Genomic DNA, 15,301 nt, shown 5'->3' with positions numbered 1-15,301 from the left:
TCAGTCGTCGGTGCGGTGTGTGATGCTGTCGACGAACACCGCCCCGATGATGATCAGGCCTTTGACGATGAGCTGATAGAAAGGCGAGACGTTGATGATGTTCAGCCCGTTGTCGAGGACGCCGATGATGAGAAAGCCGAATACGGTGCCGACCAGCGATCCTCGGCCGCCCATCAGGCTGATGCCACCGATCACCGCGGCGGCAATCGCGTTCAGCTCGTAGCCGCTGCCGGTATTGGCGATCCCGGCGGTGGCGCGCGCGGCCAGCAGCACGCCGGCGACACCAGCGAGAGCGCCGGAGATCACATAGACCGCAAAGCGCGTCGTGCGCAGGCTGACGCCGGCGACGCGGGCCGCGTGCGCATTGCCGCCGACCGCATAGATATGCATCCCGAATCTGGTGCGCGCGAGCACCACCCAGGAGACCAGCACGACTGCGATCATCACCACCACCGGGATCGAAACGCCGCCGATTGTGCCGGACAGGGACAGGAACTGATCCGACAGGCCGGAGATCGGCTGGCCGTCGCTGAAGACGAAGGCGAGGCCGGAGGCGACCGTCATGCTGCCCAGGGTGGCGACGAACGGCGGCACCTTGGCGAGGGCCACGAGCAGTCCGTTGAAGGCGCCGATGCCGCCACCGGCGAGGACACCCAAGCCCACCGCCTCGGCGCAGGTCAGCCCGCCGTCATTTTGGGCAAACAAAGCGGCGGTGACTCCGGCAAGCCCGACGATACTGCCGACCGAGAGATCGATGCCGCCCGTCAGGATCACGAAGGTTGCCCCGGTCGCCAGCATCGCGTTCGCCGCCACCTGGATCAGAATGACGTTCATGTTCGACAGCGTCAGGAACGACCGGTTCGAAAGCGCCAGCGTCACCAGGAACAAAGCCAGGATGATGACCAGCGAATAGCGCAGCGCCAAACGCGCGATGCGACGGCTGTCGAGGTTCGCGCGCGGCCTGGCTGCGTCGCTAAGCTGCACGGTCGCTTCTCCCCATCGCCAGACGCAGGATCTGCTCCTGATCGAGTTCGTGCTTTTGCAGCTCACCCATGATGCCGCCACCGCGCATCACCAGCACCCGGTGCGACAGGTTGATCAGTTCCGGCATGTCCGAGGAGGCGAGCAGGATGGCCACACCGCGATCGGCCAGCTCGTTGATCAGCCGATACAGCTCCGAGCGCGCGCCGACATCGATGCCGCGGGTCGGCTCGTCCAGGATCAGCACGCGGGGGGCGCCAGTGACCAGCCAGCGGGCGAGGGCGACCTTCTGCTGGTTGCCGCCGGAGAGATGACCGACGCGTTGTCCAAGCGTCGCATAGAGGACGCGCGTGCGTTTGAGAATATCCCGCGCCTGACTGTGGCGCTTCGGAGTGTCGAGCAATCCCCCGCGCCCGGTGAAGCGGTCGAGATGGGGCAGGGTGATGTTGTCGACAATCGACATCGAGGTCAGCACGCCGGCCAGCTTGCGGTCCTCGGGCACCATCGCGATACCGCGCCGGATCGATTGGGTCATGTCGCCGAGTGCCAGCTCATGGCCGTCGAGGTTGATCTTGCCGCTCGCCGGACGCAGGCCGAAGATCGCCTCGAGCATCTCGCTGCGCCCGGCGCCAACCAGGCCGCCGAAGCCGAGGATCTCGCCCGGACGCAGTGCGAACGAGATCTTCTGGTTATAGCCGGCGACGTGCAGATCGTGGACGCGCAGCACCGGCTCCGCGGTGTTTTCGGCGATGGCGCGGTCGGGGAACAGCTCGGTGATTTCGCGTCCGACCATGTGCGTGATGATCTGGTGCTCGCTGAGGGCTGTACTCGGCTCGTGGCGGATGATGGCGCCGTCGCGCATGATCGCGACCGTGTCGGCGATCGCCTCGATCTCCTCCATGCGGTGGCTGGTGTAGAGGATGCAGGTGCCGCGCGCGCGCAAGGTCGCGATCACCCGGAACAATTGTTCGGTCTCGCGCGAGGACAGCGACGAGGACGGCTCGTCCATCAGCACGATGCGCGAGTTCCATGACGTCGCCTTGAGGATTTCGACCATCTGGGTCGCGGCCACGCCGAGGGCACGCATCGGCATGGTTGGATCGAGCGTCAGGCCTACGCCATCAAGCATGGTGGCGGCCTGGGCGATCATCGCGCGGCGCTTGACCCAGCCAAGCGCCCCGGTGGTCTCGTGGCCGATCAGCAGGTTCTGCCACAGCCGCATCTCGGGGATCGGCGCCAGCTCCTGCGGAATGATCGACACGCCGAGCGACTGTGCGTGCTTGGGATCGAAGCGACGCAGTGGCGTGCCGAACAGCGCGAGAGTGCCACCATCGGGGGTGAGTTGTCCCGCGATCAGCTTGAACAAGGTGGACTTGCCGGCGCCGTTTTCGCCGGCGAGCACGTTGACGCTGCCCGCCATGAAGCGCACCGACACCTCGCGGAGCACCGGCACCCCGTCGAAGCCTTTCGAAAGGCGTTCGCAGGCGATGGCTTCCGTCATCGCACCATCGCGGCAACGTTGCCGCCGTCGACGGTCATCACATGGCCGGTGGTGCGCGCCTGCAAGGCGAGGGCGACGAAGGCGCGGCCGACATCCTCGGCGCGGACTTCCTGGCCGAGCAGGTTGCCGGCAAGATACGCGTCCGTATCGACACCTCGCGCGTGGGCGCGCTCAGTGATCATCGTCTCGGTCAGCAGGCCGGAGCGGATACGGTCGGCGTTGACGGCATTGACGCGTATGCCGTCGACACCATGTTCGAGCGCGTACTGCCGCATCAGCGCCAGCAGGGCGGCCTTCGGCGTGCCGTAGGCGCCGAAGCCGGGTCCTGGATTGACCGCCTGCTTGGAGACGTTGAACAGCAGCGCGCCGCCGAAGCCCTGCAGACGCAGCAACCGGACCGCCTCACGCGCGACGTTCTGATGGGCAAAGAAGTTGATCTCGAAGCCACGACGCAGCATTGCCTCGTCGAGCTCGGCAATCATCCCGCCATGGGCCGCACCTGCATTGGAGACGACGATGTCGACGCCGCCGAAATGGCGCGCGACAGCATCGAGGGCGTGCCGTACGGCGTTTGGATCGGTGACGTCGCAGGTCTGCGCGATGGCGCCGGGAAGGCGCTGTTGCGCCGCGTTCGCCGCCGCTTCGTTGCAGTCGAGAATGGCGATCTGCGCGCCTTCGGCCGCGAATGCGCGCGCCGTCGCACTGCCGATGGCGCCGCCGCCGCCGGTGACGACCACCACCTGACGCGCCAGGGCTGGTTCGGTCGTGCGTCCCAGCTTGGCCTGTTCGAGCGACCAGTATTCCATCTCGAAATGCTCGGCCTCACTGATCGAGACGAAGCGGCCGATGGCTTCCGCGTCGAGCACGGCGTCGATCCAGGCTTCGGCGATGTCGGCGGCGGTGGCGGCAGAGCCGGCGCTGGCGCCGACCCCGATCAGGCCGAGGCCGGGGACGAGGCACACGCGCGGCAACGGATCGAGCCGGCGTCGGCCGAAGCCTGCATCGTTGCGGGCGAAATAGGCGTCGTACTCACGCATGAAGTCGTGGACCCGCTGCATGACCCGCTCGCGCCAAGCCTGCGGGTCGGCGGCATTGGCGGGCGGCAGCAGGCAGGGCCGCGCCTTCATGCGGATCACCTGCTCGGGGGTGGCGACGCCGCGCATTGCCAGATCGGCGACACCCTCGGCCTCGGCGAAGCGGCGGATGCGGGCGCTGCTGCGCAGGCACAGCAGCCAATGCGGCGGCGCGCGATCGCCGGCCGCCTGCGCCAGCACCCCGCGCAACAGCGGCAGGGCGGACTCCGCGGCCAGCAGGCGCGACGGTAGCGGGCTCGGCCGCAACAGCCGGTTCGGCCGCGCGTTCGCGGCGATATGCTGTTCCGCCAGCGTCACCATATCGATCATCAGCGCATACGATTCCCGCGCCGTTTCGGCGAAGGTGAAGAGGCCGTGCTTGGCCAGCAGCAGGCCCTCGACGCGTGGATTTCGCTCGTAAACTTCGAGTGCTAGTTTGGCGAGTTGGAATCCCGGCATGACGTAGGGCACGCAGGCCAGCCTCTCACCGTAGATCGCCCGTGCTGTGGTCTCGACATCCGGTAGGGCGGCGATCGCGGTCGCGGTGACCGCATGGGTATGGTCGACGAAGCGATGCGGCAGCCAGGCATGCAGCAGCGTCTCTACCGACGGGTTCGGCGACGAGGTGTCCAGCAGGTTCTGCCGCTGCACATTGACCATGTCCTCATCGGAGAGCGCGTCGAGTGTGCGGAGCCGTCGCAATGGTGCCAGGCGAACCGCCGGGTGGCCGTCCGGCTCGATGCTGGCGAGGTCGCGGCCGCTGCCCTTGACGCAGAGCACGTCCACGGGCTCGCCGAACAGATCCGGCAGGCGGAGCTTGACCGAAGTGTTGCCGCCGCCATGCATGACCAGGCTGGGTACGGCACCGAGCAGCCGCGCCGTGTAGGTGCGAATTGCCAGATCCGGGTGGATGCCTTGGGCGACGTAGGCCCCCGCCATCCGGTCGGCATCCGCGTCGGACCAGAGACTCTGCATGTTTCCCTTTCTGGCCGGACAGGCGGACGCTATGCCGGTCTTTTTACAATTGTCAATTCGATCCGACAAAAGACAAAAATGCTGCAATGCGGGGAAAACATGCGAGGCACGCGCGCAAGACCGGTGCCGGCGGCGTTCGGCGGCGATGCGATGATCTGGGCTGCGTGGCTCTATTACGAGGAGGACATGACCCAGGACCAGGTGGCGGGGAGTCTGGGCATGTCCCGCGCCAGTGTGAATGCGCTGTTGCGCAGCGCCCGTGCGCACGGCGTCGTCGAGATCGCGGTGGCGCCGGGCCACTTGCGGACGGTCGGCCTGTCGCGCGCCATCTGCCAGCGCTTCGGCATCGAGACCTGCCTGGTCATTCCCGACGATGCCGGTCGTCGCCCGGACTATGAGCGGATCGGCGAGGCCGGCGCGCGGTTCCTGGCTGAGCGGCTGCGTCCCGACGACGTGCTCGGCGTCGCCTGGGGCCGCACCGTGCTGGCGCTCTCGCACGCGCTGCTGCCCAAGGCGTTGCCCGGCGTATCGGTCGTGCAGGTCGCCGGCAGCGCCATCGGCACCTGGCGCTTCTCCGCCGAACTCTGCGCCTCGAACATCGCAGCCCGGATCGGCGCGCGCTGCATCCACCTGCATGCGCCGGGCATCGTCTCGCACGCCGACGTCAAGGCGATGCTGATGCGCGAGCCGGCCCTGATCGAGCAGTTCCAGGTGATTGCCACCTGCAACCGGATCATCTTCGGCGTCGGCAGCGTCGCCTCCACCAGCACGCCGTTCGAAATCGGCTTTCTCACCGAAGCCGAGGCGCGCCCCTATATCGAGGGTGGCGCGGTCGCGGTGCTGGCCGGCCGCTTTCTCGATGCGTCGGGCGAGGCGGTGCTGGGCGAGATCGACGAGCGCATGATCGGCATGAGCATTACCGCGATCCGCAACGTGCCTGACCGGATCTGCGTCGCCGCGGGGGCGGACAAGGTGGACGGGTTGCGCGCCGTGCTCGCCGGCGGCTTCGTGAGCAGCCTGATCACCGATCAGCCGACCGCGACAGCCCTGCTGCTCAAGCCGACGGCGGCCGTGGCTGGCACGACGCTCTCGTCGCTGTCAGAGTAATCCCCGGCAGGGGCGAGTGGTGGCCTTGGCAGGCTTTGATCTGATGGCGCGGCTCGACCGGCTCGCCGCGTGCAGCGACGGGGAAGGGCTGACCCGGTTGTATCTGTCGGATGCGCACGCCCGCGCGGTCGCCCTGGTGCGCGGCTGGATGGAGGAAGCCGGGCTGCGCACTCGCCTCGATGCGGCGGCGACCCTGATCGGCCGCAGGGACGGACCGCCCGGCGCGCCGACGCTGCTGGTCGGCTCGCATCTCGACACCGTCCGCGACGCGGGCCGCTATGACGGAGCACTCGGCGTGCTCGCCGGCCTCGCGGCCCTGCACCGGCTCGCCGGCGAGCGGCTGCCCTGCGCGGTCGAGTTGCTGGCCTTCGGAGACGAGGAGGGGGTGCGATTTCCACTCACCATGACCGGCTCGCGCGCCTGCGCCGGGACCCTCGACGTGGCCGCCCACCTGGCGAGCCGCGATGCGGATGGCATCACCCTGGGTGAGGCGCTGGCGGCGTTCGGCGGAGACCCGGACGGTCTCGCCACGGCCGCCTACCGCCCGGAGGACGTTCTCGGCTTCCTCGAAGTGCATATCGAGCAGGGACCGGTGCTGGAACAGGCCGGGCTCGCTCTCGGCGTGGTCAGCGCCATCAATGGCTGCCGGCGCTTCATCGTCACCGTGCTTGGCGAGGCGGGGCATGCCGGCACCGTACCGATGACCGCGCGACGGGATGCGCTGGCGGCGGCCGCGGCGATGATCGTGGCAGTGCGCAAGGCCGGCCTTAACGCGACCGGCGTCACCGCCACCGTCGGCCAGATCCAGGCGAGCCCGGGTGCCATCAACGTGATCGCCGGCAGCGCCATCTTCAGCCTGGACGTGCGCGCGCCCGACGACGCGACGCGCGATGCCGCGGTGGCGCGCATCCTGGCATCGTTCGCGGCCATCGCCGCCGCGCACGGCGTGCGCCACACGGTCGCCGCCGGCTTCTATGCGCCAGCCACGCCGTGTTCGGAGTCGCTGCAGGTGCTTCTGGAACAGGCGGCGGCCTCGCTCGACCTTGCGACCATGCGGCTGCCGAGCGGCGCCGGCCACGATGCGATGGTCATGGCGCAGCTCTGCCCGATGGCCATGCTGTTCGTGCGCTGCGCCGGCGGTATCAGCCACAATCCGGCCGAGCGGATCACCGCGTCGGACGCCGAATGTGCCGTCAACGTGCTGACGCGGGCGTTGCGCGCGATCACGTAACAGCGCGCGGCCCCTGGCAACGGCGGCGTCGCGCGCCACCTCGCGAGGAGAGATCGTCTGGAGCGTTGAGAATGGCTGAAATTGTGGTGATCACCGGCGGCAGCGCCGGCATCGGACGGGCGACCGCACGCGCCTTCGCGGCGCGCGGCGACTCGGTCGGGCTGATCGCACGCGGCACCGAACGGCTCGACCAGGCCTGCGCCGAGCTGGAAGCGCTTGGCGCACGGGTGCACACGGTCAGCGCCGACGTCGCCGACGCCAAAGCGGTAGACCGGGCGGCCGAGGAAATCGAGGCGGCACTCGGGCCGATCACCGTCTGGATCAACAACGCAATGGCGACCGTCTATGGCCCGATCCAGTCGCTGCAGGCCGACGAGATAAAGCGCGTCACCGAGGTGACCTATCTCGGCGCCGTCAACGGCACGCTGGCAGCACTCAAGCGGATGCGCGCCGGTACCATCGTGCAGGTCAGCTCAATCCTGGCCTGGCGCGCGATGCCGGTGCAGGGGGCCTACTGCGGCGCCAAGTTCGCGTTGCGCGGCTTCACCGAAGCACTGCGCTCGGAACTGATCCACGACCGCAGCCAGGTGCGCCTGACCATGGTGCATCTGCCCGGGATCAACACGCCGCAGTTTGACTGGTCGCGCAACAAGACCGGCCAGGAAACCAAGGTCCCTGGTCCCTACCAGCCCGAGGTCGCGGCCGAGGCAATCCTGTTCGCGGCAACGCACAAGCGTCGCGACGTCTTTGTCGGCTCCTCCACGCCTCCCGCCATCCTCGCGGCACGCCTCGCCCCGGGTCTGATCGACCAGGTGCTGGCGCGCCAGGGCTACACCCAGCAGCTCGGCAGCGCGCCGGCCGCACTCTCGGACGGCAACCTGTTCGAGCCGGCACCCGGCGGCACCCAGTCGGCACGGGGCCGTTTCGACGCCGAGGCCTCCAGTCGGCGCGATATCTATAGCAGCCGCCAGGCTGATGCCGTCGCCGCGGGCATGGTCGCACTTGGCGCTGTCGGACTGCTCGCCGCGGCGCCATTGTTGGCGCCGGCGCTGCTTGCGCGGGCGGTTTTGCGGCGGCGGTGAAGCAAGCGAGGCAAGGCAAGGGCTCCCGCCCTTGACCCGGCTGGGGCCTTTAGGCCCCAGACCCCGATTCGTTAGGGTGTCTTGGCGGCGCGGATTTGGTCGGTGAGCGCCTTGTGGCCCTGTCGCAGAGCCAGGGTCAGGGCATTGTTGCCTTCACCGTCGCGCAGGGTGGGGTCCGCGCCTTGGGCTAGCAGCCAGGTGGCCATCTCCTCGCGTCCAAACATGACCGCGAACATCAGCGGCGTGCGTCCGACATCGTTGGGCTGATCGATGGCGGCACCCGCATCGACAAGCAGACGTGCGAGTGCGAGGTCGCCCTTGAAAGCAACCCCGCTGAGCGCCGTGCTGCCCTTGGCGTCACGGCTGTCGACGGCGGCACCGCGCCTGAGCAGCAACGACGTCGCCTCCGCTTGGCCGTTATAGGCCGCGAGGATCAGCGGCGTGTAGCCGTGGGCATCGGTCTGGTTGGGATCGGCGCCAGCGTCGAGAAAGTCTGCCAGCAGATCGACCTGTCCCTCGCGTGCCGCGGCAAAGAACAGCGCCGCGATCTGAGCATGGGTGAAGGACGCGGAGGGTGCTGCACCTTGGGCATGATGCTCGATCATCATAGCCGGCTCCTGGTTTGCGCAGAGACCCTAGCGTTTCGATTCCTCCCTGACCAGCACGGCGACGGGGAGCATATGGAACAGATCCGCGAGCGGTACGTCGCCGCCACCTTCGGTGGCGGCACCGGTAAACAGATCGCGCCAAAGCCCGTCGGGGAGGGCGGCCGTGCTGTCCTGCCAGTCTGGATCAGCCTCGCGCAGACCGGGATAAGGCGACACGAGGACGGCGATATGCTCGCGCAGGAAACCCAGCGCCTGTGTGGCCTTTTCACCGGCGATGGTGAGCGGTTCGTAGCCGCCTTCGGCGAACAAAGCTGCGTTTTCGGCGCGCAGCTTGAGCAGCATCGCCATCACCGCGAGCTTGATACGGCCGTCGTGCCAGCCTTCCAACAGGCTGCGCATGGTGCCGGCTGGATCCGCGGCGAGTGCGGGTTGCAGCGCCTCCAGCCCACGGGCACGCGCATCGTAATCGACCGGGCGCCGGTTGTCCGGGTCGACCAGGCTGAGATCCCACATCTCGCAGCCCTGATAGATGTCGGGCATGCCGGGCACCGTCAGCTTGAGCACGGTGGCGATCAGGCTGTTCTGCACACCGAGCCGCGCCACCCGCTGCGCGAACGGCAGGAAGCTGGCCAGAAAGCCGGCTCGATTTGCGTCAAGGGCCGCCTTGGCGAAGGACTGCATCGCGTCCTCGTAGGCGGTGTCGGGCGAGGACCAGTTGGAACGCAGCTTCGCCTCGCGCATGGATTTCTCCAGGGTGCCGGCGATGCGGGCGGCGTAGGCGTCGAGTCCTTCGGCGTCGGGGCTTTCGAGCAGTTCGACCGGCCAGGAGCCGACCAGGAGTTGGTAGAGCAGGTACTCGTCGTTGCGATCAGGTGGGGCGTTGCTCGCATCCTCGCCGGTGCGCGATTCGCCGCGCCGGGCGCGGATCAAGCGGCTCCAGCCCTGCACCTGGCGGGTCCATTCCTCGGGCATGTCGGCGAGCACCGCCAAGCGCGCGCGGACGTCCTCGCCGCGCTTGGTATCATGGGTGGAACTGGCCAGCATCGCACCTGGCCAGCGCCGCGCGCGCTGCTGGTTAGCCTTGTGGAACGCACCCGAGGAGATGCCGAAGCGCTCCGGCTCGCCGCCGACCTCGTTGAGGGCGATGAAGCGGTTGTAGCGGTAGAACGCGGTGTCTTCGAGACCCTTGGCCATCACCGGACCGCTATATTGCTGCAGCTTCATCGCCAGACGCAGCACGGTGGTGCGGTTAAAGCCGCTCTTTGGCTTGGCGGTCAGCGTGCCGGAGAGCAGGGCATGCATGAAGTCAAACACCGAGGGGTCGATGTCCGGATCGAAGCGGCGCGCCTGGATGACCGCCCAATCGAGATCGCGTCGGTCGGCGTCATGACCCTCCTGGTCGGACTCGAATTCGATGTAGGTGCGGTAGACCGGAAAGCAGGCAACGATCTGCTTGATCGCCCGCTGCAGCACGGTCTTGGTGAAGTCCTGCGTCATCGGGTTCTGCCGCGCGACGCGCCCGGCGTCACGGCCGAGCGCATTCAGTTCGCTCGCCATTTCGTTTTCCATGATGCGTATCTTGCACTCATAGACGATGGCGGAGAACGGCGTGCGCAGGCCTGTGAAATCCTGATAGGCGGCGGTGAACGCGGCTTCGCTGGCAGGGTTGACCAGCACGCCGAGGACGAGGTTGGTGAAGTCGTAGCCGGTGGTGCCCTCGACCCGCCAATCCTCGCGCAGGGATTCGTGTCCGGCCAGGATCTTTTCGACAACGAGATAGAACGGTCGCGAGACCGCGCTTCGGAGCTGATCGATATAGGCCCTGGGGTCGAGCAGGCCGTCGATATGGTCGATCCGCAGCCCGTCCAGAATGCCGTCCTCGATCATCGGCAGGATCAGCGAGTGCGCATGGCGGAACACCGCCGGCAATTCCATGCGCAAGCCGGCGAGATCGTTGATGTTGAAGAAGCGGCGGTAATTGATGTCGTCGCCGGCGACACGGAAATCGGCGATGCGCCAGGATTGCTGCTGGATCAGCCGGTCCAGTGCCACCGGGTCGCGGTTGAGGGTCGCGATGCTCTGCGCCAGGGCGGCACTGGCCGCGGGGCTGGCGCGAATGCACGCGGCGAGTTCCGCCTTGAGCGTGGCGGCGCGCTCGGCGATCTGCGGGTGCCAGCGCGGCAGGTCGCTGAAATAATCCGAAAGCCGGTCGAGGTCGGCGTCTTCGTGGCCGAGGATTTCGCTGTATTGCAGCGGGCAGATCGGCAGCTTGTGGGTCTCATAGGCCCACACGGCGAGACTGCCGGCGTCGTCATCAAAGCGGACCTCCAGCTTGCCGTCGGCAAGTTCGCGGCCATACTGATTGCCGAGGAACGGCACCAGCAGCTTGTCCTTGAGGTAGCGCCGGTCCGGATCCCAGTCGATGTCGAACCAGCCTGCATGATCGGCCTGCGGTCCCCACTCCAGCACATCGAGCCAGAGCGGGTTGTCCGAGCCGCCGACGCCCATATGGTTCGGCACGAAGTCGAGGATTTGGCCCAGCCCCTGGCTCTTGAACACCGCGACCATGGCCTTGAAATCGTCCTCTGTGCCGAGCTCCGGGTTGAAAGCGAGATGGTCGGTGATGTCGTAGCCGTGCATGCTGCCGGGGCGCGCCTTCAGATAGGGCGAGGCATAGACATGGCTGATGCCGAGGCTGGCGAGATAGGGCGCGATCCGGGTCGCGTCCTTGAAGCCGAAGCCCGCATGGAATTGCAGCCGGTAGGTCGCGCGCGGAATGACGGTCATGCGGGCTCCAGGGACCAGCGCACCGACCATGGGCCGAGGCCGGAGTCGGTGTCGCCTTCGTTCCAGATTGGCGTGCCGCGTGCGGGCGGACAGGCGACGGGGTCGGCTGAGAGGTTGGCGGCGAGGGTCAGCGTGCAGGTTGCATCGATGGGCCAGCGCACCAGGACGGCGCTCGGGCCCAGGATGCTGGCCTCGCCACCGTGGCTGATCGCCGGCAACAGGGGGACGATATGCGTCCGGCGTGCCGCGATCAGGGCGGTGGTGCGCGCGAGATGGGCGGTATCGATGGCGCCCCAGTCGAGCTTGGCGGACTCGAACGTGCCAGGTGCGAGCGGGTCGGGGATGCGCTCGCGCTGTTCGGGGTCGGCGAACTCGGGAAAGCGCGCGAACTCGGAACGGCGGCCTTCGCGCACCGCCTCGGCGAGGTCGCCCTCGAAATCGCAAAAGAACGGGAATGGCTGCGTCGCACCCCACTCCTCGCCCATGAACAGCATCGGCGTCTGCGGCAGCAGCAGATAGACCGCACTTAGCGCCGCCATGGCCGGTTTCGATGCGGTCTGGCCCAGCCGGTCGCCGAAGGCGCGGTTGCCGATCTGGTCGTGGTTCTGGATGAAGGCAACGAAGGCGCCGGGCGGCAGGAAGGCTGCGGGCTCACCACGCGTGGAGCCGCGATAGGGCATCATCTGGCCCTGATAGGCGAAGCCTTCCGACAGGGCGCGCGCGAGCAGGTCGGTGTTGCCGCAATAGTCGGCGTAGTAGCCGCTGCTCTCGCCGGTGGCGGCGACATGCAGCACGTGATGCAGGTCGTCGTTCCATTGCGCGGTATAATGTACGGGCTTGCCGCCGTCGCGCACCAGGCGTGTCGGGTCGTTGTCCTCGTTCTCCAGCAGCAGATGCACCGGGCGCCGCAGGGCTGCCCGCGCGCGCGCCGCCAGTTCGTCGAGGAGGTGACGGGAGCCGTCATCGACGATGGCGTGAACCGCGTCGAAGCGCAGGCCGTCGAGGTCGTACTCCTCCAGCCAGTACAAGGCGTTGTGGATGACGAACTCGCGCACCGGCAGGCTATGCTCGCCGTCGTAGTTGATCGCGGCCCCCCATGGCGTGTGGTGGCGCTCGGTGAAGAAGCCGGGCGCGTAAAGCGGCAGGTAGTTTCCGTCGGGACCGAAATGATTGTACACGACGTCGAGGAGGACCGCGATGCCGCGACGGTGTGCCGCCTCGATGAACGCCTTGAACGTCTCCGGCCGCCCGTAAGACGAGTCCGGGGCATAGGGTAGCACCCCGTCATAGCCCCAGTTCCGCGCCCCCGGAAAATCCCAGACCGGCATGATTTCGATGCCGGTGACGCCGAGGCTGGCAAGATGGTCGATCTTGTCGGTGGCAGCCGCGAACGTGCCCTCCGGGGTAAAGGCGCCGACATGCAGCTCGTAGAGCACGATGTCGTCCCAGGCGCGGCCCTGCCAATCGACGCTCCACGCATAGGCGGCCGGGTCGATGACCTCGCTCGGTCCGTGCACGTCGTGCGGCTGAAAGCGCGAGGCGGGATCGGGCACCTTGAGGCCGTCGGGGAGCACGAAGCGATACAGCGCGCCGGCGCCGGCGGACGGCACCGTCAATTCGTGGAAGCCTCCCGGCTGCGTGTGCATGCTGAGGATGCCGCTTTGTTGGCGCCTGTCGCCGTCTCCGGCCCCCTCCAGCAACAGCCCGACCGTCTCGCAGCCGGGCGCCCAGATCCTGAAGCGCGTGCCACCGTCCTCGAGGAGGGTGGCGCCGGTTGGCAGCGGATGCCAGCGTGCGGTCATTTCACCACGCCCGGGATTAGGGTGAAGAGCAGGAAGGAGCGCCCGGTGACGGCATAAACCTCACCAAAGGCGAACTTCTGATCCTCTTGCTTTTCCTCCTCTTCGGAGATGTTGGTGTCGATCATCAGCGTCCAGTGCTGGTCCTCGCCGCCTTGCGACGGCAAGGTGAATTCCACCATGTCGTGCCAGGCGTTGAAGATCAGCAGCAGGGTGGCGTCCTCGCCGCGCTTGCGTATGCCGGTCGGCTGCGCGCGGCCGTCGAGCATCAGCCCGACGCATTGCGCGTTCGACCCCCAGTCGCCCTGCTCCATCTCGCGGCCGGCGGCGTTCACCCAGGTGAGCTCCTTGATGTCGAGCTCTTCGTTGTAGGCTTCCGTCAAGAAACGGTTGCGCCGCAAGATCGGAAAGCGTCGGCGCAGCGCGGTCAGCCGCGTGGTGAAGTCGATCAGCGCCTGGCCCTTCTCCTCGATTTGCCAGTCTACCCAGGAGATTTCGCTGTCCTGGCAATAGGCGTTGTTGTTGCCACCCTGGGTGCGGCCGAACTCGTCGCCGGCGAGCAGCATCGGTGTGCCCTGGCTGAACAGCAAGGTGGCCAGCATGTTGCGGATTTGTCGCGCACGGACTCGCCGGATTTCGGGATCGTCGGTGGGGCCCTCGACGCCGTAATTGGATGACCGGTTATCCGAGGAGCCGTCCTTGTTGTCCTCGCCGTTGGCGTCGTTGTGTTTTTCGTTGTAGGTGACGATGTCGTTGAGCGGGAAGCCGTCATGGGCGGTGATGAAGTTCACCGACGCCCAGGGCTTGCGGCCGTCGCGATCGAACTCCGCCGGTGAGCCGAGCACGCGTGGCGCCACGTCCGCGAAGCTTGCCTCGCCCTTCCAGAAATCCCGCGCGGTGTCGCGGAACTTGTCGTTCCACTCGGCCCAGCCTGGCGGGAACTCGCCGACCTGATAGCCGCCCGGGCCGCAATCCCAGGGCTCGGCGATCAGCTTGACGGTGCCGAGCAGCGGGTCCTGGCCACAGGCCTTGAGGAAGCCGGACTGGTTGTCGAAGCCGTTCGGCTCGCGTGCCAGGATGGTGCCGAGATCGAAGCGAAAGCCGTCGACATGCATCTCGCCGGCCCAGTAGCGCAGGCTGTCGGTGACCATCTGGATCACCCGCGCATGGCTGATATTGACGGTGTTTCCGGTGCCGGTGTCGTTGATGTAGTAGCGCGGATCGTCCGGCAGCAGGCGGTAGTAGGAGACGTTGTCGATCCCCTTGAACGACAGGGTCGGGCCGCGCTCGTTGCCCTCGGCGGTATGGTTGTAGACGACGTCGAGGATCAGTTCGAGCCCGGCATCGTGCACGCGGCTGACCATCTCCTTGAATTCGCGCAGGGAGTTGGGGACGTCGGCGGCGTAGCGCGGGTCCGGTGCGAAGAAGCCGATGGTATTGTAGCCCCAATAGTTGGTGAGGCCCTTCTCCAGGAGCTGGCTGTCGTTGACGAAGCTGTGCACCGGCAGCAGCTCGATCGAGGTGACGCCGATCGACTTGATATGCTTGAGCACCTCGGGCGTGCCGAAGCCGGCATAGGTGCCGCGCAACGTCTCCGGCACCTTCGGGTGCAGCTTGGTGTAGCCGCGCAGGTGGGTCTCGTAGAGGACCGTCTGGTCCCAGGGGATCGGGTTGCGCTGCGGCTGGCCGCGCCAGTCGAAATCGGCATCGACGATGACGGATTTCGGCACGAACGGCGCGCTGTCGCGCTCGTCATAGGAGAGGTCGTCGAGCGCATGGCCGATGGTGTAGCCGAAGATCGCGTGGTCCCAGGTGAGCTCGCCGACATGGGCGCGTGCATACGGGTCGAGCAGCAGCTTGTTGGGGTTGAAGCGATGGCCCTCCTTGGGCGCGTAGGGCCCGTGCACGCGGTAGCCGTAACGCTGCCCGGGGCCGATATCGGGCAACCAGCCGTGGAAGATCTGGTCGGTATATTCCGGCAGGGCGATGCGTTCGAGTTCAGTCGTGCCGGCCTCGTCGAACAGGCAGACCTCGACCTTGGTGGCGTTCGCCGAGAACAGCGCGAAATTCACACCCGTGCCGTCCCAGGAGGCGCCGCGCGGGAACGGCAGGCCCTCACGGATACGGTGCTTCAGCGGCTTGGCCATGCGTGGGTCG

Annotated in this window: 10 protein-coding genes; 3 read left to right on the top strand and 7 right to left on the bottom strand. The window is 67.2% G+C overall.

Annotation, left to right across the window (positions count from 1 at the left end; genetic code table 11):
* From ACQY4K_RS07710 to ACQY4K_RS07700, 3 genes are read right to left on the bottom strand one after another with little or no spacing between them, the layout of a single operon-like run.
* Entirely contained in the window at nucleotides 1-984 is a 984-nt protein-coding gene (locus tag ACQY4K_RS07710) for an ABC transporter permease (protein ID WP_428394891.1), read from the bottom strand.
* Nucleotides 974-2,482, bottom strand: a complete 1,509-nt coding sequence (locus ACQY4K_RS07705; protein WP_428394889.1) for a sugar ABC transporter ATP-binding protein — start codon at nucleotides 2,480-2,482, stop codon at nucleotides 974-976. Before ACQY4K_RS07705 ends, ACQY4K_RS07710 begins: the two co-directional genes overlap by 11 nt.
* Nucleotides 2,479-4,530: a bifunctional aldolase/short-chain dehydrogenase gene (locus tag ACQY4K_RS07700; RefSeq protein ID WP_428394887.1), complete on the bottom strand. Its 2,052-nt coding sequence runs from the start codon at nucleotides 4,528-4,530 to the stop codon at nucleotides 2,479-2,481. The genes ACQY4K_RS07705 and ACQY4K_RS07700 overlap by 4 nt, the downstream gene beginning before the upstream one ends.
* Nucleotides 4,531-4,629: 99 nt before the next feature.
* On the opposite strand from ACQY4K_RS07700, the gene ACQY4K_RS07695 reads away from it, so the two are divergent.
* The 3 genes from ACQY4K_RS07695 to ACQY4K_RS07685 all read left to right on the top strand — a co-directional run bounded on the left by ACQY4K_RS07695 (nucleotide 4,630) and on the right by ACQY4K_RS07685 (nucleotide 7,950).
* Nucleotides 4,630-5,637, top strand: a complete 1,008-nt coding sequence (locus ACQY4K_RS07695) for a sugar-binding transcriptional regulator (RefSeq protein ID WP_428394886.1) — start codon at nucleotides 4,630-4,632, stop codon at nucleotides 5,635-5,637.
* 16 nt (nucleotides 5,638-5,653) lie between these two features.
* Nucleotides 5,654-6,868, top strand: coding sequence for an allantoate amidohydrolase (locus tag ACQY4K_RS07690; protein WP_428394884.1), 1,215 nt, complete (start codon nucleotides 5,654-5,656; stop codon nucleotides 6,866-6,868).
* Between the two features lie 71 nt (nucleotides 6,869-6,939).
* Complete coding sequence (locus ACQY4K_RS07685; RefSeq protein ID WP_428394882.1) at nucleotides 6,940-7,950, top strand: SDR family oxidoreductase; 1,011 nt, start codon at nucleotides 6,940-6,942, stop codon at nucleotides 7,948-7,950.
* A gap of 71 nt (nucleotides 7,951-8,021) precedes the next feature.
* On the opposite strand, the gene ACQY4K_RS07680 is transcribed toward ACQY4K_RS07685, so the two are convergent.
* From ACQY4K_RS07680 to glgX, 4 genes are read right to left on the bottom strand one after another with little or no spacing between them, the layout of a single operon-like run.
* A complete protein-coding gene (locus ACQY4K_RS07680) occupies nucleotides 8,022-8,555 on the bottom strand; it encodes an ankyrin repeat domain-containing protein (protein ID WP_428396022.1) in 534 nt (177 codons plus the stop codon).
* Between the two features lie 30 nt (nucleotides 8,556-8,585).
* A complete protein-coding gene (gene treY / locus ACQY4K_RS07675; protein ID WP_428394880.1) occupies nucleotides 8,586-11,345 on the bottom strand; it encodes a malto-oligosyltrehalose synthase in 2,760 nt (919 codons plus the stop codon).
* A complete protein-coding gene (treZ, locus tag ACQY4K_RS07670; RefSeq protein ID WP_428394878.1) occupies nucleotides 11,342-13,147 on the bottom strand; it encodes a malto-oligosyltrehalose trehalohydrolase in 1,806 nt (601 codons plus the stop codon). The genes treY and treZ overlap by 4 nt, the downstream gene beginning before the upstream one ends.
* The gene (gene glgX / locus ACQY4K_RS07665) at nucleotides 13,144-15,291 is read right to left on the bottom strand and encodes a glycogen debranching protein GlgX (RefSeq protein ID WP_428394876.1); all 2,148 of its coding nucleotides are present in this window, start codon (nucleotides 15,289-15,291) and stop codon (nucleotides 13,144-13,146) included. Before glgX ends, treZ begins: the two co-directional genes overlap by 4 nt.
* Nucleotides 15,292-15,301 lie beyond the last annotated feature (10 nt).

Origin of the sequence: Lichenicoccus sp., assembly GCF_965276875.1 — a bacterium.
Taxonomy (GTDB): Bacteria; Pseudomonadota; Alphaproteobacteria; order Acetobacterales; family Acetobacteraceae; genus Lichenicoccus.
The sequence above is the reverse complement of the archived record's forward strand: the minus strand, read 5'-3'. Positions and strand labels throughout refer to the sequence as shown.

Excerpts from the sequence above, each read along its gene's own strand:
- ACQY4K_RS07705 (WP_428394889.1), bottom strand. The coding sequence starts at position 2,482 with ATGACGGAAGCCATCGCCTGCGAACGCCTTTCGAAAGGCTTCGACGGG.
- ACQY4K_RS07700 (WP_428394887.1), bottom strand. The coding sequence starts at position 4,530 with ATGCAGAGTCTCTGGTCCGACGCGGATGCCGACCGGATGGCGGGGGCC.
- ACQY4K_RS07695 (WP_428394886.1), top strand. The coding sequence starts at position 4,630 with ATGCGAGGCACGCGCGCAAGACCGGTGCCGGCGGCGTTCGGCGGCGAT.
- ACQY4K_RS07685 (WP_428394882.1), top strand. The coding sequence starts at position 6,940 with ATGGCTGAAATTGTGGTGATCACCGGCGGCAGCGCCGGCATCGGACGG.
- ACQY4K_RS07680 (WP_428396022.1), bottom strand. The coding sequence starts at position 8,555 with ATGATCGAGCATCATGCCCAAGGTGCAGCACCCTCCGCGTCCTTCACC.
- treY (WP_428394880.1), bottom strand. The coding sequence starts at position 11,345 with ATGACCGTCATTCCGCGCGCGACCTACCGGCTGCAATTCCATGCGGGC.
- treZ (WP_428394878.1), bottom strand. The coding sequence starts at position 13,147 with ATGACCGCACGCTGGCATCCGCTGCCAACCGGCGCCACCCTCCTCGAG.
- glgX (WP_428394876.1), bottom strand. The coding sequence starts at position 15,291 with ATGGCCAAGCCGCTGAAGCACCGTATCCGTGAGGGCCTGCCGTTCCCG.